This window comes from Corallococcus exiguus, assembly GCF_009909105.1.
In the GTDB taxonomy this organism is placed as follows: domain Bacteria; phylum Myxococcota; class Myxococcia; order Myxococcales; family Myxococcaceae; genus Corallococcus; species Corallococcus exiguus.
The window spans coordinates 173,055-196,944 of the sequence record NZ_JAAAPK010000015.1; the positions used below are offsets into that span (position 1 = coordinate 173,055).

Annotated in this window: 20 protein-coding genes; 10 read left to right on the plus strand and 10 right to left on the minus strand. The window is 70.4% G+C overall.

The features are described 5' to 3' along the window. The first annotated feature begins 28 nt into the window (after positions 1-28). Together GTZ93_RS38870 and GTZ93_RS42390 are read left to right on the plus strand one after the other, a co-directional pair. Complete coding sequence (locus GTZ93_RS38870; protein WP_139916170.1) at positions 29-1,549, plus strand: vWA domain-containing protein; 1,521 nt, start codon at positions 29-31, stop codon at positions 1,547-1,549. A 29-nt stretch (positions 1,550-1,578) separates the two neighbouring features. Next, positions 1,579-2,682: a hypothetical protein gene (locus GTZ93_RS42390; protein WP_120576339.1), complete on the plus strand. Its 1,104-nt coding sequence runs from the start codon at positions 1,579-1,581 to the stop codon at positions 2,680-2,682. A gap of 33 nt (positions 2,683-2,715) precedes the next feature. Here the strand turns inward: GTZ93_RS42390 and GTZ93_RS38880 are convergent, their stop codons facing one another. Then, positions 2,716-3,054, minus strand: a complete 339-nt coding sequence (locus GTZ93_RS38880) for a hypothetical protein (RefSeq protein WP_257979041.1) — start codon at positions 3,052-3,054, stop codon at positions 2,716-2,718. A 358-nt stretch (positions 3,055-3,412) separates the two neighbouring features. Here GTZ93_RS38880 and GTZ93_RS38885 point away from each other — a divergent pair, with 358 nt between their 5' ends. Continuing rightward, complete coding sequence (locus GTZ93_RS38885; protein WP_120595017.1) at positions 3,413-4,162, plus strand: sterol desaturase family protein; 750 nt, start codon at positions 3,413-3,415, stop codon at positions 4,160-4,162. 73 nt (positions 4,163-4,235) lie between these two features. Here the strand turns inward: GTZ93_RS38885 and GTZ93_RS38890 are convergent, their stop codons facing one another. Beyond that, positions 4,236-5,174 (minus strand): dimethylarginine dimethylaminohydrolase family protein, encoded by a 939-nt coding sequence (locus GTZ93_RS38890; RefSeq protein ID WP_139916171.1) that lies wholly within the window; start codon positions 5,172-5,174, stop codon positions 4,236-4,238. A gap of 61 nt (positions 5,175-5,235) precedes the next feature. On the opposite strand from GTZ93_RS38890, the gene GTZ93_RS38895 reads away from it, so the two are divergent. The 4 genes from GTZ93_RS38895 (at position 5,236) to GTZ93_RS38910 (ending at position 10,488) form a co-directional block, all read left to right on the plus strand. Then, positions 5,236-6,153 carry an iron-containing redox enzyme family protein gene (locus GTZ93_RS38895; protein ID WP_139916172.1) on the plus strand — a complete coding sequence of 306 codons (918 nt, stop codon included), beginning with the start codon at positions 5,236-5,238 and terminating at the stop codon, positions 6,151-6,153. A gap of 160 nt (positions 6,154-6,313) precedes the next feature. Beyond that, the gene (locus GTZ93_RS38900; protein ID WP_120576337.1) at positions 6,314-6,775 is read left to right on the plus strand and encodes a fibril protein; all 462 of its coding nucleotides are present in this window, start codon (positions 6,314-6,316) and stop codon (positions 6,773-6,775) included. A 232-nt stretch (positions 6,776-7,007) separates the two neighbouring features. Continuing rightward, the gene (locus GTZ93_RS38905; protein ID WP_139916173.1) at positions 7,008-9,722 is read left to right on the plus strand and encodes an AsmA family protein; all 2,715 of its coding nucleotides are present in this window, start codon (positions 7,008-7,010) and stop codon (positions 9,720-9,722) included. A 94-nt stretch (positions 9,723-9,816) separates the two neighbouring features. Continuing rightward, a complete protein-coding gene (locus tag GTZ93_RS38910) occupies positions 9,817-10,488 on the plus strand; it encodes an AAA family ATPase (protein ID WP_139916174.1) in 672 nt (223 codons plus the stop codon). Positions 10,489-10,492: 4 nt separating this feature from the next. Here GTZ93_RS38910 and GTZ93_RS38915 read toward each other — a convergent pair whose 3' ends face one another. Further along, a complete protein-coding gene (locus tag GTZ93_RS38915) occupies positions 10,493-11,272 on the minus strand; it encodes a hypothetical protein (protein WP_139916175.1) in 780 nt (259 codons plus the stop codon). A gap of 178 nt (positions 11,273-11,450) precedes the next feature. On the opposite strand from GTZ93_RS38915, the gene GTZ93_RS38920 reads away from it, so the two are divergent. Next, entirely contained in the window at positions 11,451-13,103 is a 1,653-nt protein-coding gene (locus GTZ93_RS38920; RefSeq protein ID WP_139916176.1) for a formate--tetrahydrofolate ligase, read from the plus strand. 69 nt (positions 13,104-13,172) lie between these two features. Here GTZ93_RS38920 and GTZ93_RS38925 read toward each other — a convergent pair whose 3' ends face one another. The 3 genes from GTZ93_RS38925 to GTZ93_RS38935 form a co-directional block, all read right to left on the minus strand. Continuing rightward, positions 13,173-13,523: a helix-turn-helix domain-containing transcriptional regulator gene (locus tag GTZ93_RS38925; protein ID WP_139916177.1), complete on the minus strand. Its 351-nt coding sequence runs from the start codon at positions 13,521-13,523 to the stop codon at positions 13,173-13,175. A 145-nt stretch (positions 13,524-13,668) separates the two neighbouring features. Beyond that, on the minus strand, positions 13,669-15,261 hold the full coding sequence (locus GTZ93_RS38930) for a methyl-accepting chemotaxis protein (RefSeq protein ID WP_139916178.1): 1,593 nt from the start codon (positions 15,259-15,261) through the stop codon (positions 13,669-13,671). Between the two features lie 408 nt (positions 15,262-15,669). After that, positions 15,670-16,044, minus strand: a complete 375-nt coding sequence (locus tag GTZ93_RS38935; protein WP_139916179.1) for a hypothetical protein — start codon at positions 16,042-16,044, stop codon at positions 15,670-15,672. Between the two features lie 228 nt (positions 16,045-16,272). Here GTZ93_RS38935 and GTZ93_RS38940 point away from each other — a divergent pair, with 228 nt between their 5' ends. Together GTZ93_RS38940 and GTZ93_RS38945 are read left to right on the plus strand one after the other, a co-directional pair. Further along, positions 16,273-17,610, plus strand: a complete 1,338-nt coding sequence (locus GTZ93_RS38940) for a sigma-54-dependent transcriptional regulator (RefSeq protein ID WP_139916194.1) — start codon at positions 16,273-16,275, stop codon at positions 17,608-17,610. A 117-nt stretch (positions 17,611-17,727) separates the two neighbouring features. After that, positions 17,728-18,189, plus strand: a complete 462-nt coding sequence (locus GTZ93_RS38945) for a hemerythrin domain-containing protein (RefSeq protein ID WP_139916180.1) — start codon at positions 17,728-17,730, stop codon at positions 18,187-18,189. 9 nt (positions 18,190-18,198) lie between these two features. Here the strand turns inward: GTZ93_RS38945 and GTZ93_RS38950 are convergent, their stop codons facing one another. Genes GTZ93_RS38950 through kdpB form a run of 4 tightly spaced genes read right to left on the minus strand, consistent with a single transcriptional unit; the run spans position 18,199 to position 23,889 of the window. Beyond that, positions 18,199-20,034 (minus strand): HAMP domain-containing sensor histidine kinase, encoded by a 1,836-nt coding sequence (locus GTZ93_RS38950; RefSeq protein ID WP_139916181.1) that lies wholly within the window; start codon positions 20,032-20,034, stop codon positions 18,199-18,201. Continuing rightward, positions 20,031-21,194: a sensor protein KdpD gene (locus GTZ93_RS38955; protein ID WP_126934226.1), complete on the minus strand. Its 1,164-nt coding sequence runs from the start codon at positions 21,192-21,194 to the stop codon at positions 20,031-20,033. The genes GTZ93_RS38950 and GTZ93_RS38955 overlap by 4 nt, the downstream gene beginning before the upstream one ends. A 13-nt stretch (positions 21,195-21,207) precedes the next feature. Beyond that, positions 21,208-21,807: a potassium-transporting ATPase subunit KdpC gene (gene kdpC, locus GTZ93_RS38960; RefSeq protein ID WP_139916182.1), complete on the minus strand. Its 600-nt coding sequence runs from the start codon at positions 21,805-21,807 to the stop codon at positions 21,208-21,210. A gap of 21 nt (positions 21,808-21,828) precedes the next feature. Next, the gene (gene kdpB / locus GTZ93_RS38965) at positions 21,829-23,889 is read right to left on the minus strand and encodes a potassium-transporting ATPase subunit KdpB (RefSeq protein ID WP_139916183.1); all 2,061 of its coding nucleotides are present in this window, start codon (positions 23,887-23,889) and stop codon (positions 21,829-21,831) included. Between the last annotated feature and the right edge of the window lies 1 nt (position 23,890).

The following is a 23,890-nucleotide window of genomic DNA, read 5'->3' on the forward strand; positions in this document are numbered from 1 at the left end:
GCACCCCTTGGGGGAAGGTCCGCCGCGCATGAACCGCACCAAACTGTTGCTGACTCTCGCTGGCCTGCTGTTCGTGGGGGCGCTCGCGCTCGACGCGCGCTCGTTCTTCGCGAAGACCTCCTCGCACCCGCCGGTCGTCGAAGAGCGGCTCCCCAACGGGCACCTGCGCCGGACCCCGCTCCGCTCCCCGACCGTGGCCACCAGCCCCGTGGACCAGACCCACACCGTGATTCAGCCGGATGAAGCGCCCATCCAGGGCGTGCTGCCCGTCGTCCTGGGCCAGCCCGCGTCCGGCAAGGCCGGTCCGGTGGAGCTCACGGGCAAGCTGTCCGGCGCGTACGTGAAGACGGGCCCGGGTGAGGCCTTCGCCGTATTCGAGCTGTCGGCGCGCATGCCGGAGAAGGTCCAGCGCGTGCCGGTGAACCTGTCGCTGGTGGTGGACCGCTCCGGCTCCATGGATGGCGCCAAGCTGACGGACGCGAAGCGCGCCGCGCAGGAGCTGGTGCGGCAGCTGCGCGACGGGGACCGGTTGGCGCTGGTGCACTACGGCTCCGACGTGAAGGTGGTGCCCAGCGTGGAGATCAACAACACCACGCGCCGCGAGCTGTTGAGCACCATCGACGCCATCCAGGTGAATGGCGGCACGCACATGAGCGGCGGACTGGTCGCGGGCGCGGAAGCGGTGCGTGCGTACGCCAGGCAGTACCGGGTGACGCGCACCATCCTGCTGAGCGACGGCGAGCCCACCGAGGGCGTGACGTCCAACGCGGGCCTCTTCTCCGAGGTGGGCAAGCTGCGCGATACGGGCATCACCGTGAGCGCGCTGGGCGTGGGCAGCGGCTTCAACGACACGCTGATGCGCGGCATGGCCGAGCGCGGCGGCGGCTTCTCCGGCTTCGTCAGCGACTCCTCGGAGCTGGCCGCCATCTTCACCCGTGAGCTGGAGCAGGCCGCCAGCACCGTCGCGCGCAACGTGAGCATGACGCTGACCCTGCCGCCCGGCGTGAGCGGCGTGGAGGTGATGGGCCTGCCGTCCACCCGCGACGGCAACGTCGTGCGCATCCCCCTCTACGATTTGACGGGTGGCCAGTCCGCGCGCGTGGTGGTGAAGCTGACGCTGGACGCGCCGGCGAACGCGGCGGACATGAACGTGCTGGACGCCTCCGTGTCGTACGTGGACGTGGCGGCGGACCTGCCGTCGCAGGTGACGGTGGCCCTGGGCGCGAAGGTGACGAACGACGTCCAGGTGGTGCACGCGAACCTGGACCGCGATGTGCGCGTCCATGCCATCCGTGCGTTGGGTACCCAGCAGCTCCAGGCGGCCGCGGAGCAGATGCAGAGCGGCAACCGGGAGAGCGCGCTCAGCTTCCTGACCAACGCGCGTAAACTGTTCGGCGCTTCGGCGTCCGCGCTCGCAGGAGAGCTTGCGGACGTGGACAAGACCCAGGCAGCCTATGGCAGTGCCCAGAGTGACTCCGACGTCCGCCGCGAGGCGCTCGACCTCAAGAAGAAGACGATGAAGAACTTCGGGCAGAGCAACAGCTACTAGTCCCCCCGTCGTACGGAGCCCGGTGCACCATGTCCCTCTCCATCCAACTCATCCGGCGGGAGGACTTCGAGTCGCGCTGCCTCTACGCGCTCGTGGGAGCCGGGGCCATGGCGCTGGTGGCCGGCGTGGCGCGGCAGGTGCTGCGCGTGCCGGTGGAGCCGGGCTACTTCGCGCTGATGGCGGCGGCCATCACCGCGGTGAAGCCGAAGGCGGCGGAGAACCTCCTGGTGCGCGCGGGGATGGTGCTGCTGCCCGCCGTGCCCTACGTGCTGGGGCTCGGGTCGCCCTGGACACACGCGGTGGCGGGAGCCATCGCCGCGGGGCTGCTGGCGTGGCGGGGCAACGGGCGCGACAGCCTGGGCACGCCGCTCCAGGTCGCGCTGTGCGCCGGCGCCGCGGCCGTCACCACCGCGCTGGGCCTGTACGTGCACCAGGTGCTCGACGCGCGCTTCCTCCCGGCGTGGGGCTACTTCCCGCTGATGGTGGACTACGCCGTGGTGGCGCTGTTCTGGAGCATCGGCACGCTGCCGGCGAACCTGGCCATGGACCTGGACGCGGTGGCCACCCGGGGCATGCGCCTGGAGGCCACGCTCTCCGGTGAGGTGCGCGGCCTGGTGGCCCGGGCGCTCACGCTCTACCGTCAGTGCCAGGACGAGGCGCACAAGCTGGCCCGGGGCCCGGGGCTGGAGAAGCTCCAGGCCGTGCTCGGAAAGCTGGCCCGGGACGTCTTCACCCTGGCCGAGTCCCACACCGAATTGGAGACGCAGCTGTCCTCCGCGTCCCAGGGGAGCGTGGACTCGCAGGTGCAGGAATTGAAGAAGCGCGCCCAGGACGCGCAGGACGGCGTGGCCCGGCGCCAGTTGGAGCGCGCCGCCGCGTCGCTGGGTGAGGAGCTCAACCACCTGGACGCGCTGTCGCGCAGACAGGAGCGCCTCTTCGCGCAGCTACACGCACAGGTGGCCCTGCTGGAGCGGGCCCGCGTGTGCTTCATCGGTGCGCGCGCCGCGTCCCCCCTGGACGGCGGCGGCGACCGGGTCCAGGCGCTGGCGGAGAAGCTCTCCGCGCTGGACCTGGAGTCCTCCGGCCCGGAGGGAGCGGCGCAGCCCGCGCGGGCTCCGGCGCTCCGCTCCTGAAGACCGGGCCTTGGGGGCCTGTGGGGCCGCGCCCTACTTCGCCGCCGCGCGCGGGGAGGCGCGGGTGCGCTTGCGAGCCGGTGCGGCGGCCTTCTTCGCGGTGACGCGGGGCGCGTGCAGCTCGCTGGCGATGCGCTCCTCAATCTCCTCGCGCGTGCGGCGGCTGACCTCCAGCGCGGCGTTGATGCGCTCGCGCACGATTTCGGCCTGAGCCTCCGCGGCGGCCCGGTACTCCGCGACGTCGCGGCGCAGCTCCAGGCGGCCCGCGCTGGGTGCGCCGCCCGTCGTCTTCCGGGTGGCCGCCTTCCGCCGCGCGGGGCGTTCCCCCGCCTGGGTCCCACTGCCCTGTTGTCCCTGTGCCTTGCGCGCCATCTGTCCGCCCCCTCGCGCGATCGCTCGCGCCTGTGGGCGGAAAGGTGGGGTGTGGACTTCCCGCATGGAAGTCCGCCTTCGGGTCGGACGGAGGGCGGGCAGACAGACAATGTGCGGGCGCGGCAACAGCGGAGCTTCTCAATGCCTCCAGGAAGGCGCTAAGAGAGCCCTCACCGTTCCTGGGCCAAGGGGCCTCTTGACTGATAGCTCAGGAACCACCGCATCACCCCCAAGGGCCGGGATGCGAGCAAGCCTTCGCGCCACGCGCACCCGGCAGCCCGGGCCCCGCGGCGGAGCGGATAGTGAGGGAATCCCCGTGGCGGTCTCTTTCCTGAACCGGAAGCACAACCTGGACCGGATGTCGCTGCGCGACCTGGTCTACTCGTTCTTCACCTACTACGCCGTCGTCGCCTACATCCTCATCGGTATCACCTGCATCGTGCTGTCGGTGAAGTGGTTCGACGCGCCGGTGCGCATGGGCGCGGCGATGCTGCTGGCCACGGTGGCGTACCCGTTCGGCTGGTACCTCATCCACCGGTACATCCTGCACGGCCGCTTTCTCTACAAGTCCGCGGCGACGGCGGTGACCTGGAAGCGCATCCACTTCGACCACCACCAGGACCCGCACGACCTGCGCGTGCTCTTCGGCGCGCTGCACACCACGCTGCCCACCATCGCGCTGGTGCTCACGCCCATCGGCTACCTCATCGGCGGCCGGTCCGGTGCGGCGGCGGCGCTGGGCTGGGGCATGGTGACCACGTGCTTCTACGAGTTCTGCCACTGCATCCAGCACCTCAACTACGCCCCGCAGCAGAAGTGGCTGAAGGACATCAAGCGCCTGCACATGTCCCACCACTTCCACAATGAGCAGGGCAACTACGGCATCACGAACTACTTCTGGGACCGCGTGTTCGGCACGCTGTACGAGAAGGCCTCCGACAAGCCCAAGAGCGCCACCGTCTTCAACCTGGGCTACACGGCGGAAGAGGCGCAGAAGTACCCCTGGGTGGACAAGCTCTCCGGCGGAACCCGCGGCGACGGTCACCCGCGCCGCTTCCAGCAGGCCGAAGGGCTGAGCGCGCCGGAAGTCACCAGCGAACAGTCCTGAGGACTCCTCCGTGCTTCACCCTGGACCTCCCCGCGCGCTTCGTCGCCCGGGGAGGTCTTCGTTTTGGCGCACGTCACGCGGAGAGCGGCTGGGCCATGTCCTGCTCCTGCTCCTCGCGAAAGCGCCGGGCGGACAGGAGCGGCAGGGTGTGCACGCGAGCCACGAGACACGCCGCGCTGCCGCCGGCCAGGTGGAACTGATCCAACCGCACGCTGACGGGCCGGCGTCCCAGGCCGCGCAGCACCGCCTCCACGCGAGGCACGCGCGCGCCGACGATGACGGTGTTGCCCACCTCCACCAGATTGAGCCCGAACGCGAGCGCGTCCTCGCGCGCGATGGGGACCACCTGCTGGATGCCCTCCGTGCGCGCCAGCATGCGCAGCGACTCCGGCGTGAAGGCCTCCGGACACACCAGCGCGGTGCCGTCGGACAGGACGGTGAGCGCGGTGTCCAGGTGGTAGAGGTACGGGTCGCACAGCTCCAGCGGCGTGACGGGCGCGGAGAGGAACGCCTCCAGCACGCCCGCGGCGCGCTGCGTGGAGCGCATGCCCCAGCCCAGCAGGGCGCCCCGGCCCGCGGGCAGCATGGCCACGTCACCGCCTTCGATGTGCACGCGCGGCGGCTCGATGACGTCGAAGCCGCGCGCGGACAGCCACCGGGCGCGCGCGAACTGCTCACCGCGTCGCTGGCCATGGCGCATGGTGGCGAGCAGGGCGCGCAGCTCACCCTCCTGGGAGACGAGCACCGCGTTGTCCTTGGCGAACACGGAGTCGAACGCGCCGTGGACGAAGGGCAGTTCGAAGAAGCCCGCGCCTGCTTCACGCAGGGCACGCAGGAACTCGCGGTGCTGCGTGCACGCCCGCCGCCAGGCGACAGCGCCGGGCTTCATATGCGGATTGATGTTCCATGCGACCTGATACGCGCAGTCGCGGGAGCGGACGTGGTCTTTCTCGCAACGCACCTGACTGACGGCGAAGGTGGCGGGAGCGATGTGGCCGGTGTGCAAGGTCATCCCCATACATGTGACCGGAAGGCACTCCCGCCTTCCGGTATGTGTAGAGAGGGTGCGCACCATGAGCGGGCTTGGCGAGGTGGCTGGGGAAGCGGGGACGGAGGACGCACGCCTGTCCGAACGGCTTCACCGGACCCTCTTGCGCTTCAACCACGCGCGACTGGCACCGGGGTTTCCCACCGAGGGCTGGCGGGCAGCCGTGCAGGAGGAGACGCAGTTGCGCCTGCTCGAAGGCGAGTACGTGGAGGCGGAGCGGCAGCGCGTGGCGGCGTGGGCGGCGGAAGCACCGGAGGACGCGGACGGGTTCATCGCCTGGTTCGAGGATCTGAAGGAGTCCGGTCCCGGACAGCATGATCCGCTGTTCCCGTGGCTCGCCACGCAGGCGACGCGTGAGCAGATGGACTGGTTCCTCACGCAGGAGGTCGCGGGCGAGGCCGGCTTCGACGACCTGGTGGCGCTGACGCAGTTGCAGCTGCCCACGCGGGCGAAGCTGGAGCTGGCGCGCAACTACTGGGATGAGATGGGCCGAGGGCGCGAGGACGCGATGCACGGACCGATGCTCGCGGAGATGGCGCAGAAGCTGGGGTTGAAGCCCACGGACGAGGACACGGTGTGGGAAGCGCACGCGCTGGCGAACCTGCTCTGCGCGTTCGCGTTCAACCGCCGCTACACGTACCACGCGGTGGGCGCGCTGGGCATCGTGGAGGAGACGGCGCCGGGCCGCACCGCGCGCGTCAACGAGGGCCTCAAGCGGCTGGGGTTCGACATGCGCGTGCGGCGCTATTACGCGCTGCACTCCACGCTGGATGTGAAGCACTCCGAGACCTGGAACAAGGAAGTGCTGCGTCCGCTGGTGGAGGCGAACCCCGCGTGCGCGAGGCCCCTGGCGGAAGGGGCGCTCTTGCGGCTGACGGCGGGCGCGCGATGCTTCGAGCGCTACCGCCACGAGCTGGGCCTGGACCTGAAGTCGCTGAGCTGAAGAAGCGCAGCCTGGCCGTCCTTCCCCCCCGGACCTTGCGCGTGTGCGCTGGGCTCGGGGGTGCGTTTCCCGGAGGACGGTCCGTGCGGGGGATGGGGATGCGCGGCAACCGGGGCGGACGCCAGCTTGGGGCGTTTCCCAGGCCGAGCTGGAGGTCCCGATGTCCCTGTTCCGATGCATCCCCGCCGCGGTGTTGCTCCTGACGGCGTGCGCTTCCCCGGGCACGTCCATGCAGGAGGTGATGCACCGCACCGCGCCCCTGCTGCCGAAGCGGCCGGATCCGCTGACCTACGGCACCCGGCCGGAGAACCCGGTGCGGGTGGGCTGGGGCGACAAGGGCGTGATGGCGTACTTCAAGCTCTTGCGCGGGCCGGAGGGCCAGCCGGTGGCGTGGCGCCGCATGGGGGACTGCTGCGAGTTCACCCAGGTGGATGGCCAGGGCCAGGGGAAGGGCCAGCTGTCCATCTTCGAGGTCACGTACGACGGCCTGGACACGCCAGTGGTGCTCTACGTGGACGCGTTCACCGGCGGGAACGTGTACGCGCCCTGGGGTTTCCTGCTGGAGGGCCAGGGCGACACGCCGCCCGCGTCCGGGATGGAGCCGGAGGTCATCGACCTCTAGGCGTCGCCCGACCTACCCCATGATTCCTTGAAAGCTCCGAACTCTTGCGTCCTCAAAGCATGAGGCCCCCTTCCTGGGTGGGGCCGTCGTGCCTAGATGCAAGGGTCGACAGGAGTATGACTTTCCCCCGGCTGTTGATCGTCACGCTGGCAACCTCCTTTCGTGCATGGGAGGTGCGGCGCTCTTGGCGCTGCGCTAAGCGTTCGACCGCTCTCCCGACGGAGGAGGAACCGTGGCGGCTGTGAAGAAGAAGCGTTGGCCGTATGTGCTGGGAGGCATCCTCGTCCTCCTGATCGCCATCGTGGCGGTGGTGCTGTGGCGCCTGGACGCCATCCTGCTGAAGACGGCGCGCGACCAGGCCGCGACGTACTCGCAGAAGCTGGGGCGCCCCATCGAGATTGGCGACGTCTCCACGAAGCTCTTTCCCTACGTGGGCGCTCACATCCAGAACGTCAGCGTGGGCGCCGCCGAGGGCGAGGACCTGCCGCTCGCGGAGGTGAAGGACGTGACGGTGAGCGTGGCGGCGATGCCGCTGCTCACCTCGAAGGGCAAGGACATCCGCGTACAGGACGCGGAGGTGTCCGGGCTCACCGTGAACGTCCTCCGCCTGGCGGACGGCACCACCAACGTGCAGCGCCTCCAGGAGAAGCTGGCCGCGCAGCAGCCGAAGGAGGAGACGCCCGAGGAGGAGACGCAGCCCACGGACCTGTCGGGCGTGCACGTGGAGCGCGCGGCGCTCATCGACGGCACCATCCGCTTCGTGGACCGCGCGGGCGGCGCGCAGGCGCGCGAGCTGGCGGTGAAGGACCTGGACATCGAGGTGAAGGACCTGCGCGTGGGCCAACCGCTGAAGGTGGACCTGGCGGCCGCGGTGCTCGCGGACAAGCAGAATTTGAAGATGACGCTCGCCGCGGCCCCGCTGCCGGCGACGCTCATCCCCACGCCGGAGCAGGTGACGCTGAAGGCGGAGCACATCGACCTGTCGCCGCTGGGGCCGTTCCTGCCCCCGGACGTGGGGCTGCAGGCGGGCACGCTGGACGCGGACTGGAAGGCGGACCTGGGCGGCGCGGTGCCCGGCGGCAAGGGCCCCACGAAGCTGGTGGGCGTCATCAAGGCGCTGGGGATGAAGTTCGCGGGCTCGGAGGGCGGCAAGGCGCTGGACGTGGTGCTCGACACGGACGTGACGGGCGACATGGCCACCGGTGACCTGGCGCTGGACAAGCTGAACCTGAACCTGGGCCCCGCGGCCATCACGGGCAAGGGCAAGGTGAAGGGGCTGCTCACGGACAAGCCCGCGGTGGAGGGTCTTGAGCTGGTGGGCCGCAACCTGGACCCGGCAGTGCTCGCCGAGTACTACCCGCCGCTGCGCAAGCAGCTCAACGGGATGATCGCCGGCCCCATTGGCCTGGACGTGCGCGGCAGCGGCACGCAGGAGGCGCAGGCCATCAACATCGCGGTGGACCTGACGCCGGTGCGGCTGCGGGTGCCGGATCAGCTGACGAAGGACGCCGGCGGCGCGATGAAGCTGAACGCGAAGGTGACGGGCGCGGCGGCGAGCGGCGGCGCGCTGCGCTTCGATGCGAAGGCGGACCTCAACGGCGTGGACATGCGGCCGGGCCTGCTGGTGAACAAGGCGCCGGGGCAGCGGCTGGAGGTCGCGGCGGCGGGCACGTACGCGCCGGCGAAGACGGGCAGCGGGATGACGGTGAACGTCACCAGCATGAGCCTGGGCGCGCTGGAGGACACGGTGACGGGCACCGCCACGGTGGCGCTCGCGGGCACGGGCAAGAAGGCGACGACGACGTTCAAGGCGGACGTGAAGGCCGCGCGGCTGGATGCGGAGAAGTTGTTGATGAGCGAGGAGCAGGTGCTGGCGCGCACGGGCGGAAAGCCTCCGCCGGAGCCGCCGCCGGGAGAGGCCAGTCGCTTCAACGGCTACCGGGGTGACATCCGGTTCGCCATCGCGTCGCTGCGCTACACGGCGATGGACCTGACCAATGTGACGGGCGTGGTGAAGATGGTGGACGACCTCATCACGGTGGAGAAGTTCTCGACGGGCATCTACGGCGGCAAGGTGGTGGCGGACGGGACGACCATCCGCCTGGGGCCCGCGCCGGAAGCCCGGCCCTTCACCGCGAAGGTGCAGGTGCAGGGCCTGGAGGTCGCGCAGGCGCTGGCGGCGCGCACGCCGAAGCAGGTGCTGACGGGCAAGTTCAACGGCAACGTGGACGTGCAGGGCGTGGGCTACACGCCGGACAAGCTGCAGCAGACGCTGCTGGGCGGCATCAACGGCAACCTGCTGGAGGGCACGTTCCTGGGCAAGGACCTGGTGTCGTCCGTCACGGGGCCGCTGGCCAAGGCGGTGCCCTTCGCGAAGGCGCTCAAGAGCGGCGACGTGACGTCCCTGGGCGGGGACCTGCCCTTCAGCGTGACCATCAAGAACGGCGTGGCGCAGCTGAGCAAGCCCATCACCTGGACGCGGCCGGAAGCGGCGATGAGCTTCGACGGCGGCATCGGGCTGGACGGCACGCTGGACCTGACGGGCGGCGTGTCGCTGACGCCCGCGACCATCAAGACGCTGACGGTGGGCAAGGTAACGCCGACGGAAGCCATCCCGGTAGGGCTGAAGATTTCAGGCAAGGCGTGGAGCCCGGAGGTGACGGGCATCGACGTGAAGCCGGCGGCGACGACCATCCTGAAGCTGGCCGGAGGCGCCGCGCTGGGCGGCCTGCTGGGTGAGAAGGGCAAGGCCGTGGAGGACATCATCACGGGAGGCCAGGACAAGGCGAAGGCCGAAGCGGAGGCGAAGCGTCAGGAGCTGGAGGCGCGCGCCAACGAGGAGAAGAAGAAGCTGGAGGAGCAGGCCCGCATCGAGCAGGAGAAGGCCAAGCAGCGCGCCGAGGAAGAGGCGAAGAAGCGCCTCAAGGGCATCTTCGGCGGGAAGTAGGCGCCGCTCGGTCCTGGGCATCACTCGCGCCGCGAGGTTCCTTCGGGAGCTTCGCGGCGTTCGTGTTTCCGGTGTCTGGCGTAGGCTCGCGGCCATGTCCAACCGGCTCACGCGCATCCAGGCCGAGGGCCTGCGCTCGCTTCGCGACGTCGTGCCGCGTCCCCGGCGGCTGACCGTGATTGTGGATCCGGAGGGCTCGGCCACGCGTGACCTGGTGGCCTTCTTCACGCTGCTGCGCGAACTGGCCTGCGGCCGGCTTCAACAGACGCAGGTGCTGGACGCGGTGGACGGCCCCGTGACGCTGGTGCTGGGCATGGATGACGACGACTACACCGTGACGCTGCGGCGCTTCCCGGATGGCCGGTGGCACGTCGTCCAGGAGGAACTGTCCCTGCTCGCGGGGATATCGATCCCCTTCGTGGAGCCTGGCTCGCCTCGCGACGAGGCCGTGCTCTCCACGTTTCCTCCCGGGCCCACACCTTCCCTGGGGGAAGGGGAAGCGGCGTGGCTGGGAGAGATTGCCGACCGGGCGTCTCGGGCGATGAACGGATTCCTGCGCGGATTCCGCGTCCAGCCCGCGGAGTCCTTTGACGCGGACGTCCCGTTCCTCTTCCTGGAGGAACGGGACGTGGACCTGCCCGCGAATGCCGTCTGGGACCGGGTCCAGGCCGCTCGCGCGGCGTCCTCTCGGGTCCCCGTGCTGCTGTGCACCCCGTCGGTGGCCCTGGCGGACGCCTTCGACATCGAGGACGTCCTGCGCGGCTGAGCGGCTACCGCCCGCCGGCGCCGTTCCCCTCCCAGCCACCGCCGATGGGACCGCCCCGGGGGCCGCCTGCGCCGCGCGGGTTCATGTCGTCGCGGCGCATCTGCTGGTACTGCGTCATCTGCTCCGCGCTGAGCACCTTCTGCATCTCCGCGTCGGTCTGCGTGCGCAGGTCGCGCATCTGCTGACGCATGTCACGGCCCGGCCGGCCTCCCGACATCGCCGACGCCAGCTCCTGGCGCTTCGCGTCCTCGGCCTGCATCGCCTTCGTCAGCGCCTGCTCCTGGCTGTAGTTGAGCCGCGCGTTGCTGATGAAGGTCTTCATGCGGTCGGAGCGCTCGGTCTCCGCCTGCACGCGCATCTGGTCCACCTGCTGCTGCCACTGCTGGCGCTGCTCGGTGCGCTGCTCGTCCTGCACCGTGCGCATCAGCTCCTTCAGCGACTGCTTCGCGCTGTCGTTGGTCAGCGCCTCGCCCACCATCACGCCGCGCATCTGCTCGCGCAGCTTCGCGACCTCCGCCTCCAGGCCCGCGGGCGGAGGACCGCCCGTGCCGGCCGAGGCCGTGCCGCCGCCCTGCTCGAAGGCCAGCATCCGACGGGACAAGAGCTGCACCGTCTCCTCCAGCGCCTTCACGCGGTTCTGGAGCGCCCGGACGTCCGCCGTCGAGTCCTGCACGCGGGGCGCCTCCTGGACGACAGGGGCCTCCGACTTCCCGGGCCCCCACAGGGCCACTCCGAGTGCCAGCGAAGCCATCCCCACCGATGCGATGCCGAGAATGCGGTTCATGATGCTCTCCCTGACGGAACTCCCGGCCGCGTATTCCATCGCGCCCCCGGGCTCCGCCCTGCTCCTGCATCCTCCCACCCCGCCTGCCTCCCGGGGAACCGTCCTGCGAGGCGCGCCTGCCTGCCCCTCGTGTCGCGAGCGTTGACCTCCTCCGACGGGACGCGGAGAGTCCCCCGCCATGACGCTCCGTCCCATCACTGAAGTCGGCGCCGAGCTGGGTCTCGCGCCGGAAGACGTCCTCCCCTGGGGCCGCGACCGCGCCAAGGTGTCGCTGGACGCCCTGGGCCGTGGTTCGCGCCAGGGCCGCATGGTGCTGGTGTCGGCCATCAACCCCACGCCCCCGGGCGAGGGCAAGACGACCATGTCGGTGGCGCTGGCCATGGGTCTGCGCAAGCGGGGCCGCAAGGCGGTGGCTGCGCTGCGCGAGCCGTCCCTGGGGCCTGTCTTCGGCGTGAAGGGCGGCGGCACCGGCGGTGGGCAGGCGAGCCTGGAGCCGGCGGCGGACATCAACCTGCACTTCACCGGCGACCTGCACGCCATCACCAGCGCGCACAACCTGCTGTCCGCGCTGGTGGACAACGCCGTGTACTACGGCCACCCGGTGGTGCTGGAGGGCACGCGGGTGCGCTGGCGCCGCGCGATGGACATGAACGACCGGTTCCTGCGCAACGTCATCGTGGGGCTGGGCGGCAAGGCGCACGGCGTGCCGCGCGAGACGTCCTTCGACATCACGGCCGCCAGCGAGGTGATGGCCATCCTGGCGCTGGCGGAGAACCTGAAGGACCTGGAGGCGCGGCTGGGGCGCATCGTGGTGGGGCAGGCGCCGGACGGCTCGCCGGTGCGCGCGAACGACGTGAACGCGGCGGCGTCCATGGTGGCACTGCTGAAGGACGCGCTGATGCCGAACCTGGCCCAGACGCGCGAGGGCGGGCCGGCCATCGTGCACGCGGGGCCGTTCGGCAACATCGCGCACGGGTGTTCGTCGGTGGTGGGCACGCGGCTGGCGCTCGCGTACGCGGACGAGGTGGTGACGGAGGCGGGCTTCGGCTTCGACCTGGGTGCGGAGAAGTTCCTGGACATCAAGTGCCGGAGCGCGGGCGTGTGGCCTCGGGGCGTGATGCTGGTGGTGACGCTGCGGGCGCTGAAGCACCACGGCGGAGCGGCGGCCGCGCAGGTGGCGGAGCCGGACCGAGAGGCGCTCTTGAAGGGCTTCGGACACCTGGAGAAGCACCTGGAGTCGGTGGCGGCGTTCGGACTGCCGGCGGTGTTGTGCGTGAACCGGTTCCCGCAGGACACGGAAGCAGAGCTGGACGAAGTGCGCGCGTTCGCGAAGGCGAGGGGCGTGGGCATTGCCGTATGCGACGGGTTCGGCAAGGGCGGCGAGGGTTCGCTGGAGTTGGCGGACACGGTGCTGGCGATGCTGGACGCGACGGACGCGGCGCCGCCGAAGCCGCGCTTCCTCTACGAGTTGGAGCAGACGCCGGAGGAGAAGATTCGCGCCATCGCGCGCACGGTGTACGGAGCCGACGACGTGGCCTTCACGCCAGGGGCGCGCAAGGACCTGGAGACTGCGCGGGCGCTGGGAGGCGCGGGGCTGCCGGTGTGCATGGCGAAGACGCACCTGTCCCTGTCGGACGATCCGGCGAAGACAGGCCGGCCCCGGGGCTTCACGTTGACGGTGCGCGAGGTGCGCCTGTCCGCGGGAGCGGGCTTCCTGGTGGCGCTGACCGGAGAGCTGCTCACCATGCCGGGCCTGCCAAGAGAGCCCGCCGCCCGCCGTGTCACGGTCCATCCCGACGGCAGCATCACAGGCCTGATGCAGGGCGAGTGACGTCAGAGGTAGGGCCTAGGGTCTCCCGTCTTCTCTCGACGGGAGCGCTCGGCTTGGCTGAGGCGCGCCCTACTTGCGGCGGACACGGGGAGCAGGTGCTCGTGGCCGCACTGCCTTGCGGCGGGCGGGGGCCGGCACCAGCTGAAGGCGGCACCCCAGCGCGGCGGCCAACTTCGTGACCGTCGACAGCGTGGGGTTCGCGGAAGGGGCCGTGAACAGCCGGCGCACGACCTCTGGCGGGGTCTCCGCCTTCCGGGCCAGGTCCGCCTTGCTCAGGCCTGCCTCCTCGCGCCGCGCATCCAGGGCGCGAATCAGCCTGTCCGCCGCATCCACTTCGGCGCGCGCCTTCGCATACGCCTCCGCGAAGGCCGGGCGATTGAGCTTCTTCTCGAAGTAACGGTCGAATCCCGTGGGGGGCATGGCAGGGCTCCAGGCTTCAATCCGGGGCGTAGCATACAAGTTACGCCTGACGTGACGTCCTGGCAGCCCTCCTTCCAATGCACAACAGGCCGCCCCGGTGTTTCCGGAGCGGCCCGTGGGCCCTGCTTGACGCTGTCTTGGACGGCTAGACGCGGAAGGTGGTGGACAGCTCCTGGAGCTTGCCCAGGGAGGTGTTGATCTGCCCCACCGCCTGCTCGGCGTTGCTCGTGGCCATCACCACGTCGCTCATCATCTCCGACAGCTGCGTCACCACTTCCGTCATCTGCGTGATGCCCGCGTTCTGCTGCGTCACCGAGGCGACGATCTGCCGCGCCGCCTGGCTGCTCTCCTGCACCACCTGGGTGATGTCCTTCAGCGTCGTGGCGGACGAGAGCACCTGCTCGATGCCCTCCTCCATCTTCTGGCTGTCCTCCTCCGCGATGCCCACCGTCTCGCGGATGGCCTGGTTGATCTCCAGGAGGATCTTCCCGATGCGCTGCGTGCTCTGCAGCGACTGGCTGCTCAGCGCCCGCATCTCCTTGGCCACCACCGCGAAGCCACGGCCTTCCTCGCCGGCCCGCGCCGCCTCGATGGCCGCGTTCAACGCGAGCACGTTCGACTGGTCCGCCAGGTCCTTCACGCTGCCGATGATTTCACCCGCGTGCACCGCCTGCTCGGACAGCACGCCAATGCTCCCCACCAGCGCGCCCACCCGCGCGCGGATCTGCTGCAACCCTTCCGCGCTGCGCTCGATGGACACCTGCCCGGAGGCGCTATACGCGTCCGCCTGCGCCGCCACCTTCAACACCATCTCCGCGCGGCTGGCCGCCATGCCGGACGTCTGGGCGATCTCCGCGATGGTGGAGCTGGCCTCCGTCAGGCTGCGCGACTGACTGGTCAGGAAGTTGAGCTGCTCGTGGCTCGCCGCGTTCAGCCGCGACGCCGCCGCCGTCAGCTCCGTCACCACCGCGCGCAGCGTGTTGGGCACCGAAACCAGCCGCGTCATCAGCGTCTGGATGCTGCGCGCCAGCTCACCCACTTCATCCTGCGCGCTCGTGTCGATGGCCAGCGACAGGTCGCCTTCCCGCACGATGCGAGTCGCCGTCGCCGTCAGCCGCGCCAGAGGCGTCGTCACCTCGCGCAGCAGCCACACCGTGGCCACCGCGAGCGCCACGATGCACGTCACCGCCAGCACCAGCACCCACGTCAGCGTCATGCCGTGCAGCGATGACACCTCCATGAAGGTCTCTCGCTGCGACGCCTCCTGCTGCGCCGTCACGGACTCCAGGCCGGCGTGCATCGTCCGGTACGCGGGATCCAGCTTCGCGAACGCGGCTTCCGCGGCCGCGTCATTGCGCGCCGCCAGCGCCACCACCTGCGACGCCTCCTGCCAGTAGAGCGTGAAGGCCCCCTGCAGCGCCTCCACCTTCGGGCCATCCACGTCCGGAAACGCTCGCAGCGCCGTGAGCCCCTTCTGGAGCTCCGTCACCTGCGCGTCCAGCGTCTGCTGCTTCACCGCGTGCAGCGCCACCGCGTCGCCCACGTCCTGGTGCAACGCGGCGAACCCGGCGCGGGACGTCTGCGCCTGGCTCACCGACGGCGCCAGGCTGGAACCGATGCGCTCCGAGGCACTCCGCGTGCGCGCGCCCAGCACCACCGTCACCGCCACGATGGCCACCAGGAACACCGCCGCCACCGTCGGCAGCACCATCATCTTCTGCTTGAGCCTCATCGCCATCACGCACCCCCTCGCGGGCCCATGTCACCCATCCCGATGAAGCGCGGCCGTACTCCCGCGCCGGGCCTGCTGCGCCAGCTCATTGTCGCTCATCCTTCCGCGGCCCCAATGGGCTCCCCCGAGGACCGGGGCTCCGTCAGGACTCGTAGGATAGACAACACCTCTCCCCCCGACTCAAGCCCGCGTCCCTTGAAATATCCTGCAAACGGGTCTGCATTGCCCCGCAGGGTCATACGGGACACTTCATCCTGTCAGGTGGGACCTTCGGTGGAGGACGCCTCACGTCTACAAAGGGGGCCCGGAAGGCACCCTGGCGCGATCATTCCAGCCGTCCGGCATGGGCTTCACTGCCGGTGTCGGTGGCCTGGGTGCGTCCACACAGGCCCTGCCCCGGCTGCTCGGCGGCGCTCAGCGGGTGGGATGTGGGAGGAAGGGCTCCACCTCGCGGCGGCAGGTGTCGTCGCACTCGGAGAAGCGGACGAGGAACGCCGCGTGATTCGCGCACTTCTTGGGCCAGCGCGAGGCGCCGCCATCCGCCAGGCAGAGCAGGCGGAACTCGTCGCGGGTGTCCGAGAAGAGGGCCTCGCGCTGCGAGGGGGACATGGCGTCCAGCGCGCGGTTCTCCCCGCCCTGGAGCCAGATGAAGACGCCCACCATCGATATGAAGACGAGGGCCAGCCAGGTGCCCTTGCGCAGCCAGATGCTGGGCGGTGGGACCAGCTCCTTCGCGAAGATGTTCTTCTCCTCGCCCCCCTCGTCCGGAGGCGTCCCTTCGTTGCTCATGGGCTCCCTTCCATCCATGGCGCGTGCCAGCCGCACGGCCACGCCGCAGCAGACACCAGCCCGTTCCGCGTTGCACCTTGCAACCGCCATCCGGGGCACATCGTGCCGGATGCAGTGCGCCCCCAGGGCTTGCGCCGCCCGGCATCCGACAGACGGGCCCGGCACACGGCGTGCTCCTAGACTGTGCCCATGGAAGTGCGTGCCAGTACCGAGGCGACGGAGCGCCCCATGCGGGTGCTCGTGGTGGACGATGAGCGAAACATCCGCCACACCCTGCGGGTGTGCCTGGAAGGCCTGGGCTGCGAGGTGCGCGAGGCCGCCACACCAGAGGCCGCGCTCGCGGCGCTCGCTCAAGGCCCGGCGGACCTGGCGTTCGTGGACCTGCGGCTGGGCAACGCGTCCGGATTGGAGCTGCTGCCCCGCCTGCTCGCCGAATCCCCCGCGCTGGACGTCATCCTCATCACCGCCTACGCGACGTTCGACACAGCCGTGGAGGCGGTGAAGCGCGGCGCGCGCGACTACCTGCCCAAGCCGTTCACCCCCGCGCAGATCCGCCACGTCCTGGAGCGCGCGAAGGCGCAGCGTGAGCTGACTTCGCACCTGGGGGACCTGGAGGGACAGCTCGCGCAGGCGGTGCCGGAGGCCACGCTGGAGACGGCGTCGCCGGCCATGCACGCGGCCATTGGCTTCATCCAGCGCGCGGCCACGTCCGACGCATCCGTGCTGCTGCGCGGGGAGAGCGGCACGGGCAAGGGGGTGCTCGCGCGGGCGCTGCATTCGATGAGCGCCCGGCGCAAGCGGCCCTTCGTCACCATCAACTGCCCCACCCTGTCCGAACAACTGCTGGCGAGCGAGCTGTTCGGCCACGCGCGCGGCGCCTTCACGGGCGCGGTGAAGGACCAGCCGGGGCGCGTGGAGCAGGCGGAAGGGGGCACGCTCTTCCTGGATGAAGTGGCGGAGATGAGCCCCGCGCTCCAGGCGCAGCTGTTGCGCTTCCTTCAGGAGAAGCAGTTCGAACGGCTGGGCGAGGGGCGCACGCGCAAGGCGGACGTGCGCGTGGTGGCGGCCACGCACCGCGACCTGGAGAAGGACGTGGCGGAGGGTCGCTTCCGCGAGGACCTGATGTACCGGTTGAACGTCCTGGAGGTGAAGCTCCCGTCCCTGCGCGAGCGGCCGGAGGACCTGCTCCCGCTGGCCCGCCGCTTCATCGCCTTCTTCGCGAAGGCCGCGCAGCGTCCGGCCCCGGAGCTGTCGCCCGCCACGGAGGCGATGCTGCGGGCCTACCCCTGGCCGGGCAACGTGCGTGAGCTGCGCAACGCGCTGGAGCGGGCGCTCATCGTGGGCGCGTCAGGCGTCGTGGAGCCGCAGGCGTTCCCGGAGCGCATCGCGTCCGCGGTGGGGCCTGGGGTGACGCTGGGCGGGCCGCACACGCTGGAAGCGGTGGAGCGCGAACACACCCTTCGGGTGATGGCGTCCGTGCCGACGCTGGATGAAGCAGCCCGGCTGCTCGGCATCGACGCTTCGACGCTGTGGCGCAAGCGCAAGAAGTACGAAGCGGAGACGTGACGCAGGCGGCCTGTGCGCCAGTGCATGCAGTCCGGCACTGGCGGCCGGGGCGTGCAGGGGCGCTCATCCTGGAGAGTGGATTGCGCCCTTGCGCGCTCATGCGAACCCTGGCCCGTCATGAACCTCATCGACGTGCTCATCCAGCAGCACCGCGACGCAGAGGCCCTCTTCGAGGCCTGGCACCATGCGCCGGACGAAGCGAAGCCGGAGCTGAGCCTGCGCCTGGCCGAAACGCTCACCCTGCACAGCACCCTCGAGGAGCGCTGGGTGTATCCCGTCGCGCGGACCGTCGTCGAAGGGCCGCGCATCGACTTCGCGGTGGAGGAGCACGGGGAGATGACCCAGCTGATCTCCGAACTGTTGCGCGTCCGCCACGACCCGCGCCGCCGCGAGGCCACGGTGCGGCAACTGGAGGCAGTGGCCGCGCAACACATGGCGGAGGAGGAGCGCGAGGTGGTGCCCCGACTGCGCAAGATGGACGCGGACGCGTTCGGTCAGTCGAGCGCTGAAATCGTCCGCTCCGCTTCCGACGCGCGGAAGGAAGCGATGCGCCAGCTGGAGACGTCCGCGCCGATGTGACCGCGGGCTTCAGCCCTGTTCAGGCTGCGGCAGCGTGAACCAGAAGGTGCTGCCCTGGCCCGGGGTGCTCACCACGCCCAGCTCGCCGCCGTGGGCCTGGACGATGTCGCGTGCGATGGACAGCCCCAGGCCCGCGCCTCCCGCCGGTGCGCCCGGGGCGCGGTAGAACTTCTCGAAGATGCGCGCCTGCTCCTGGGCGGGGATGCCCTCGCCGGTGTCCTCAACCTCGAAGCGCACGAGGGTGCCTTCGCGCGACACGTGCACGGACACCTCGCCGTCGTGCGGCGTGTGCTTCACTCCGTTGCCCACCAGGTTTCCCAGCACCAGGTGCAGCCGGTCTGGATCCACCCGCACCGTCTCCACGTCCGGTGACAGGGATTGCGACAGGCGCACGCCCCGGTCCTCCGCCAGCGTGCGCTGTGCGGCCAGCGCCTGCTCCACCAACTCCTCCGTGCGCACCTCCCGCACGTCCAGTTGGAGCTGCCCGGACTGGATGCGCGACAGGTCCAGCAGGTCGTCCACGATGCCCTGCAACCGCTCGCAGTCCTCGCGCGCCGCGAAGAGCAGGTCCGCCTGCTTCTCGGTCACCTGCCCCACGACGCCTTCGGCCACCAGGTGGATGGCCATGCGCAGCGACGTGAGCGGCGTGCGGAACTCGTGCGCCACCGTGGCCACCAGGTCGTTCTTCAATTCGTCGAAGCGCCGCAGCCGCGTCACATCCTGGAGGATGAGCGTGGCGCCCACCACTTCTCCGGTCTCTCCGTGCACCGGGCTGCCTCGCGGCAGGAGCCACCGGACGCCCTCTGGAGACGACTCCACTCGCACCGCCTCCTCGTAGCCCCGGGGCTGGTACGCGCCCCTTCCTCCCACGACGTGCGCTCGCACCCGCTCCAGCACGGCGCGCACCTCGGGTTCCACCCGGCCCAGCGCGTCCCCGCCCTCGTCCAGCCGCAGGCGCAGCACGTCCTCCGCCGCGGCGTTCACGTTGAGCAGCCCGCCTTCCGCGCCCAGCACCAGCACGGGGTCGGGCAGGCTGTCGATGGCCGCCTGCGACACCGCCTGCGCCTGGAGCAGTTCGCCCAGGCTGCTCTTGCGGTACTGCGCCAGCCGCTCCGCCATGGTGTTGAAGTCCCGCGCGAGCCCGGCGATTTCGTCGCGCCCCTCCACCACCGCTCGCGCCTCCACGTCGCCCTGCCCCAGGCGGCGCACCGCCTGTGACAGCACGGACACCGGACGGAGCGCGCGCTGCACCAGCGACGTGGTGAAGAACAGGCCGAAGCCCAGCGCAGCCACCACCGCGAGCACCATCAACGTGTTCACCTGCTCGCTCTGCTGGCGCAGCCGGTCGTTCTTGCGCACCATCGCGTCCTGGTTCAGCGCGAGGACGGACGCCGCCGCGGCCTTCGCCTCCTGGAAGGCCGGTGAGAGCGCTTCGAAGTAGCGCGTGCGCGCGGCCTCCGGGCCCCGTGCCTGGAGGAAGACGTCGAACTCCTCGCGGTACTTCGTCCACGCGGTGCGCAGCCGCTGCGTGGCCTCCGCCTCGCCTGGCTCCGTGATGTTGCCCTGCTGGATGCCCAGCTCCAGCTCCAGCGGTGGGCGCTGCGAGGCCTGCTGGGTCATGCCCCGCTCGCGCTCGCCCGCGATGATGAACAGCGCCGCGCTGTCCATGCGCTCCAGCTGCTCCGTGATGCGCTGGGTGGCGAGCACGCTGCGATAGTTGTCCTCCAACACCTGCTGACCGGAGCGGCCCACTCGCGCCAGGGTGATGACGGCCGTGGCTCCCAGGAAGAGCAACGCCAGCACCAGTGGCACCTGGGCCAGCAGCAGACGCGAGCGCAGCGTCATGGGCGCTTCTCCTCGTGGGATTCGAAGGACACGACGTGGATGTCGAAGCCCTCCCCTTCCCGCAAGAGGCGCGCGTCCGCGGTCATCCCCAACCGCTGGCGCCACTTCGCCTGGTTCGAACGGCCGATGATGATGTGCCCCACGCCGTGCGAGCGGGCGAAGTCCAGCAACGCTGCCACCGGGTCACTGGAGCGCAGGCGCACCACCTCCGCGCCCAGCTCCTTCGCCTTCTCGATGTTCGTCAGCAGGTGCCGCTGCGCCTCCGCGTCGATGAGGTTCGGCGCCTCGCGCGGCGTCTCCACGTACACCACGAACCAGTCCGTGTTGAGCCGGCCCGCCATGCGTGAACCCCGTCGCAACAGCGTCGCCGCGCGCGGCGGATGGCTGGAGAGGGCCACCAGCACCCGGCCCCACGCGCCGCCCTTCTGGGACGGGTCCTCGCCTGCCAGGGCCTGCCTGCCCGTGGTGGCCCGGTCCAGGCTCTCCGCCACCTCGCGCAGGGCCAGCTCGCGCAGCGTGGAGAGGTTGTCTCCGGTGAAGAAGCGCTCCAGCGCGTGCGGCACCTTGTCCGGCGCGTAGATCTTCCCCGCCTTGAGCCGTTCGTGCAGGTCCTCCACCGCGAGGTCCAGGTTCACCACCTGGTCCGCCGTCTTGAGGAAGCTGTCCGGCAGCGTCTCCCGCACGGTGACGCCGGTGTTGCGCTCCACCAGGTCGTTGAGGCTCTCCAGGTGCTGCACGTTGAAGGCACCAATCACGTTGATGCCCGCGGCCAGCAGCTCCTGCACGTCCTGGTAGCGCTTGCGGTGACGGCACACGGGCGCGTTGGTGTGGGCCAGCTCGTCCACGATGGCCACCTGCGGCTTGCGCGCGAGGATGGCTTCCAGGTCCAGCTCCTCAACGGTGACGTCCCGGTACGTGATGCGCTGGCGCGGCACGACCTCCAGGCCGGCGACCAGTGCCTCCGTCTCGGGACGACCGTGGGTCTCGACGAAGCCCAGCACCACGTCCACGCCGCGCGCTTTCAGCGCGTGTGCTTCCTCCAGCATGCGGAACGTCTTGCCCACGCCTGCCGCGAAGCCGATGTAGAGCTTCAGCCGGCCGCGCCGGCCGCGCTCCACCAGCTCCAGGAAATCCTCCGCGCGAGGACGCCGCGTCGTCATGCCTGCCTTCTCCTCACCGGGAGGCCGTGGGCGCGGGTCCGCCGAACTGACGGTCCATCGCGAGGTTCAATGTGAGCACGTTCACCCGGGGCTCTCCCAGCACGCCGAACGTTCGTCCTTCCACCCGGGACATCACCAACGCCCTCACGCGCGCCGGGTCCACGCCTCGCGCTCGCGCCACGCGGGGAACCTGCCACAGCGCCGCCTCCGGCGACACCTGCGGATCCAACCCGGACGCGGACGCTGTCACCAGCTCGCCGGGCACGGGGCCTTCCGCCTCGGGGTTCTCTCGGCGCAGCCGGTCCGCCTCGGCCACCGCGCGGTCTCGGAGCTTCTGGGACGTGGGCCCCAGGTTGCTTCCGCTGGAGGCCGTCGCGTCCCAGCCCGTGCCGGCGGCGGAGGGGCGCGGCTGGAAGTAGTCGGCTTGAGTGAAGCCCTGGGCGATGAGCGCGCTGCCCACCACCTGGCCGCGGTCGTCCTTCACCAACGACCCGTTGGCTTCATTCGGGAACAACACCTGCGCCACGCCAGTGACGGTCAGGGGGTACAGCACGCCCGTGAGGGCCAGCGTGACGGCGCTGACGCGCAGGGCGGTGAGGAGCGCGGAGACCATGGATGTTCCTTTCTTGTGTGCTCAGGCCAGGCCCACGGTGGTGAGCAGCACGTCGATGACCTTGATGCCCACGAACGGGACGATGACGCCGCCCACGCCGTAGAGGAGCAGGCTGCGGCGCAGGAGGGCCGCCGCGCCCAGCGGGCGGTAGCGCACGCCCTTCAGCGCCAGCGGGATGAGCGCCACGATGATGAGTGCGTTGAAGATGACGGCGGACAGGATGGCGCTGAACGGCGACGTCAGCCCCATCACGTTGAGCGGGGCAATCTGCGGGAAGACGCCCATGAACAGCGCCGGGAGGATGGCGAAGTACTTCGCGACGTCGTTGGCGATGGAGAACGTGGTCAGCGTGCCTCGCGTCATCAGCAACTGCTTGCCCACCTCCACCACCTCCAGGAGCTTGGTGGGGTTGGAGTCCAGGTCCACCATGTTGCCGGCCTCCTTGGCGGCCTGGGTGCCGGTGTTCATCGCCACGCCCACGTCCGCCTGGGCCAGCGCGGGCGCGTCGTTGGTGCCGTCACCCGTCATCGCCACGAGCTTGCCCTTGCCCTGCTCCGCTCGGATGAGCGCGAGCTTCGCCTCCGGGGTGGCCTCCGCCAGGAAGTCGTCCACGCCGGCCTCTCTCGCGATGGCCGCCGCGGTGCGCGGGTTGTCGCCGGTGATCATCACCGTGCGGATGCCCATGGCGCGGAAGCGGTCGAAGCGCTCCTTGATGCCGCCCTTCACCACGTCCTTCAGATGGATGATGCCCAGCACCCGAGCGCCGTCCGCCACCGCGAGCGGCGTGCCTCCTGCGTCACCGATGCGACCCGAGACCTGGGTCAGCGCCTCCGGCACGGTGCCACCCTGCGCCTGCGTGTAGCGGACGATGGCGTCCACCGCGCCCTTGCGGATGCTGCGCGGGTGCGGGTCCACCAGGTCGCAGCCGCTCATGCGCGTCTGCGCGGTGAAGGGGACGAACGTGGCCTGATGCGCTCGCAGCTCGCGCGGACGCATCTTGTATGTGTCCTTGACCAGCGTGACGACGGAGCGCCCTTCCGGCGTTTCGTCCGCGAGGCTCGCGAGCTGCGCGGCCTCCGCCAGTTCCTCCGCGCGCACGCCCGGCATGGGCAGCAGCTCCGTGGCCATGCGGTTGCCCAGGGTGATGGTGCCCGTCTTGTCGAGCAGCAGCGTGTCCACGTCCCCCGCCGCCTCCACCGCTCGCCCGCTGAGCGCGAGCACGTTCTTGCGCAGGAGCCGGTCCATGCCGGCGATGCCGATGGCGCTCAGGAGGCCGCCGATGGTCGTGGGGATGAGGCACACCAGCAGCGCCACCACCGCCGTGCCGGACAGCGGCACGCCCGAGTAGAGCGCCAGCGGCACCAGCGTCACGCACGCCATCAGGAACACCAGCGTGAGGCCCACCAGCAGGATGTGCAGCGCGATTTCATTGGGCGTCTTCTTGCGGGCCGCGCCCTCCACCAGGCCGATCATCCGGTCGAGGAACGACTCTCCCGGATCCACGCTGATGCGAATGACGATGCGGTCGGATAGCACCTTCGTGCCTCCGGTGACGGCGGAACGGTCGCCTCCGGACTCGCGGATGACGGGGGCGGACTCGCCGGTGACCGCGGACTCGTCCACGCTGGCGATGCCCTCCAGCACCTCGCCATCGCCGGGGATGACGTCTCCGGCTTCGCACACCACGCGGTCGCCCTTGCGCAGGGCGGGGGCTCCGACGCGTTCCTCTCGGCCGTCGTGGGTGAGGCGGCGGGCCTGGGTGTCCTGACGCATGCGGCGCAGGGCGCTCGCCTGGGCCTTGCCTCGGCCCTCCGCCACGGCTTCGGCGAAGTTGGCGAAGAGGACCGTGAACCACAGCCACAGCATCACGGACACGGTGAACCACATGGGCGCGGTGGGTTCCCCAGAGACCGTCAGGTCCTTGAGGACGAACACCGTGGTGAGCAGGCTTCCGGCCCACACCACGAACATCACCGGGTTCCGGGCCACGTCGCGCGGGTGGAGCTTCTTGAGGCTCTCCCAGACCGCGGGCTTGAGCAGCGCGGGGTCCAACAGCGAGGCCTGTTTGCTTGCGGGGGCCATG

Bases quoted from the DNA above. Each gene is read 5' to 3' on its own strand.
- GTZ93_RS38870 (WP_139916170.1), top strand. From the start codon at position 29: ATGAACCGCACCAAACTGTTGCTGACTCTCGCTGGCCTGCTGTTCGTG.
- GTZ93_RS42390 (WP_120576339.1), top strand. From the start codon at position 1,579: ATGTCCCTCTCCATCCAACTCATCCGGCGGGAGGACTTCGAGTCGCGC.
- GTZ93_RS38880 (WP_257979041.1), bottom strand. From the start codon at position 3,054: ATGGCGCGCAAGGCACAGGGACAACAGGGCAGTGGGACCCAGGCGGGG.
- GTZ93_RS38885 (WP_120595017.1), top strand. From the start codon at position 3,413: ATGTCGCTGCGCGACCTGGTCTACTCGTTCTTCACCTACTACGCCGTC.
- GTZ93_RS38890 (WP_139916171.1), bottom strand. From the start codon at position 5,174: ATGACCTTGCACACCGGCCACATCGCTCCCGCCACCTTCGCCGTCAGT.
- GTZ93_RS38895 (WP_139916172.1), top strand. From the start codon at position 5,236: ATGAGCGGGCTTGGCGAGGTGGCTGGGGAAGCGGGGACGGAGGACGCA.
- GTZ93_RS38900 (WP_120576337.1), top strand. From the start codon at position 6,314: ATGTCCCTGTTCCGATGCATCCCCGCCGCGGTGTTGCTCCTGACGGCG.
- GTZ93_RS38910 (WP_139916174.1), top strand. From the start codon at position 9,817: ATGTCCAACCGGCTCACGCGCATCCAGGCCGAGGGCCTGCGCTCGCTT.
- GTZ93_RS38915 (WP_139916175.1), bottom strand. From the start codon at position 11,272: ATGAACCGCATTCTCGGCATCGCATCGGTGGGGATGGCTTCGCTGGCA.
- GTZ93_RS38920 (WP_139916176.1), top strand. From the start codon at position 11,451: ATGACGCTCCGTCCCATCACTGAAGTCGGCGCCGAGCTGGGTCTCGCG.
- GTZ93_RS38925 (WP_139916177.1), bottom strand. From the start codon at position 13,523: ATGCCCCCCACGGGATTCGACCGTTACTTCGAGAAGAAGCTCAATCGC.
- GTZ93_RS38930 (WP_139916178.1), bottom strand. From the start codon at position 15,261: ATGGCGATGAGGCTCAAGCAGAAGATGATGGTGCTGCCGACGGTGGCG.
- GTZ93_RS38935 (WP_139916179.1), bottom strand. From the start codon at position 16,044: ATGAGCAACGAAGGGACGCCTCCGGACGAGGGGGGCGAGGAGAAGAAC.
- GTZ93_RS38940 (WP_139916194.1), top strand. From the start codon at position 16,273: ATGCGGGTGCTCGTGGTGGACGATGAGCGAAACATCCGCCACACCCTG.
- GTZ93_RS38945 (WP_139916180.1), top strand. From the start codon at position 17,728: ATGAACCTCATCGACGTGCTCATCCAGCAGCACCGCGACGCAGAGGCC.
- GTZ93_RS38950 (WP_139916181.1), bottom strand. From the start codon at position 20,034: ATGACGCTGCGCTCGCGTCTGCTGCTGGCCCAGGTGCCACTGGTGCTG.
- GTZ93_RS38955 (WP_126934226.1), bottom strand. From the start codon at position 21,194: ATGACGACGCGGCGTCCTCGCGCGGAGGATTTCCTGGAGCTGGTGGAG.
- kdpC (WP_139916182.1), bottom strand. From the start codon at position 21,807: ATGGTCTCCGCGCTCCTCACCGCCCTGCGCGTCAGCGCCGTCACGCTG.
- kdpB (WP_139916183.1), bottom strand. From the start codon at position 23,889: ATGGCCCCCGCAAGCAAACAGGCCTCGCTGTTGGACCCCGCGCTGCTC.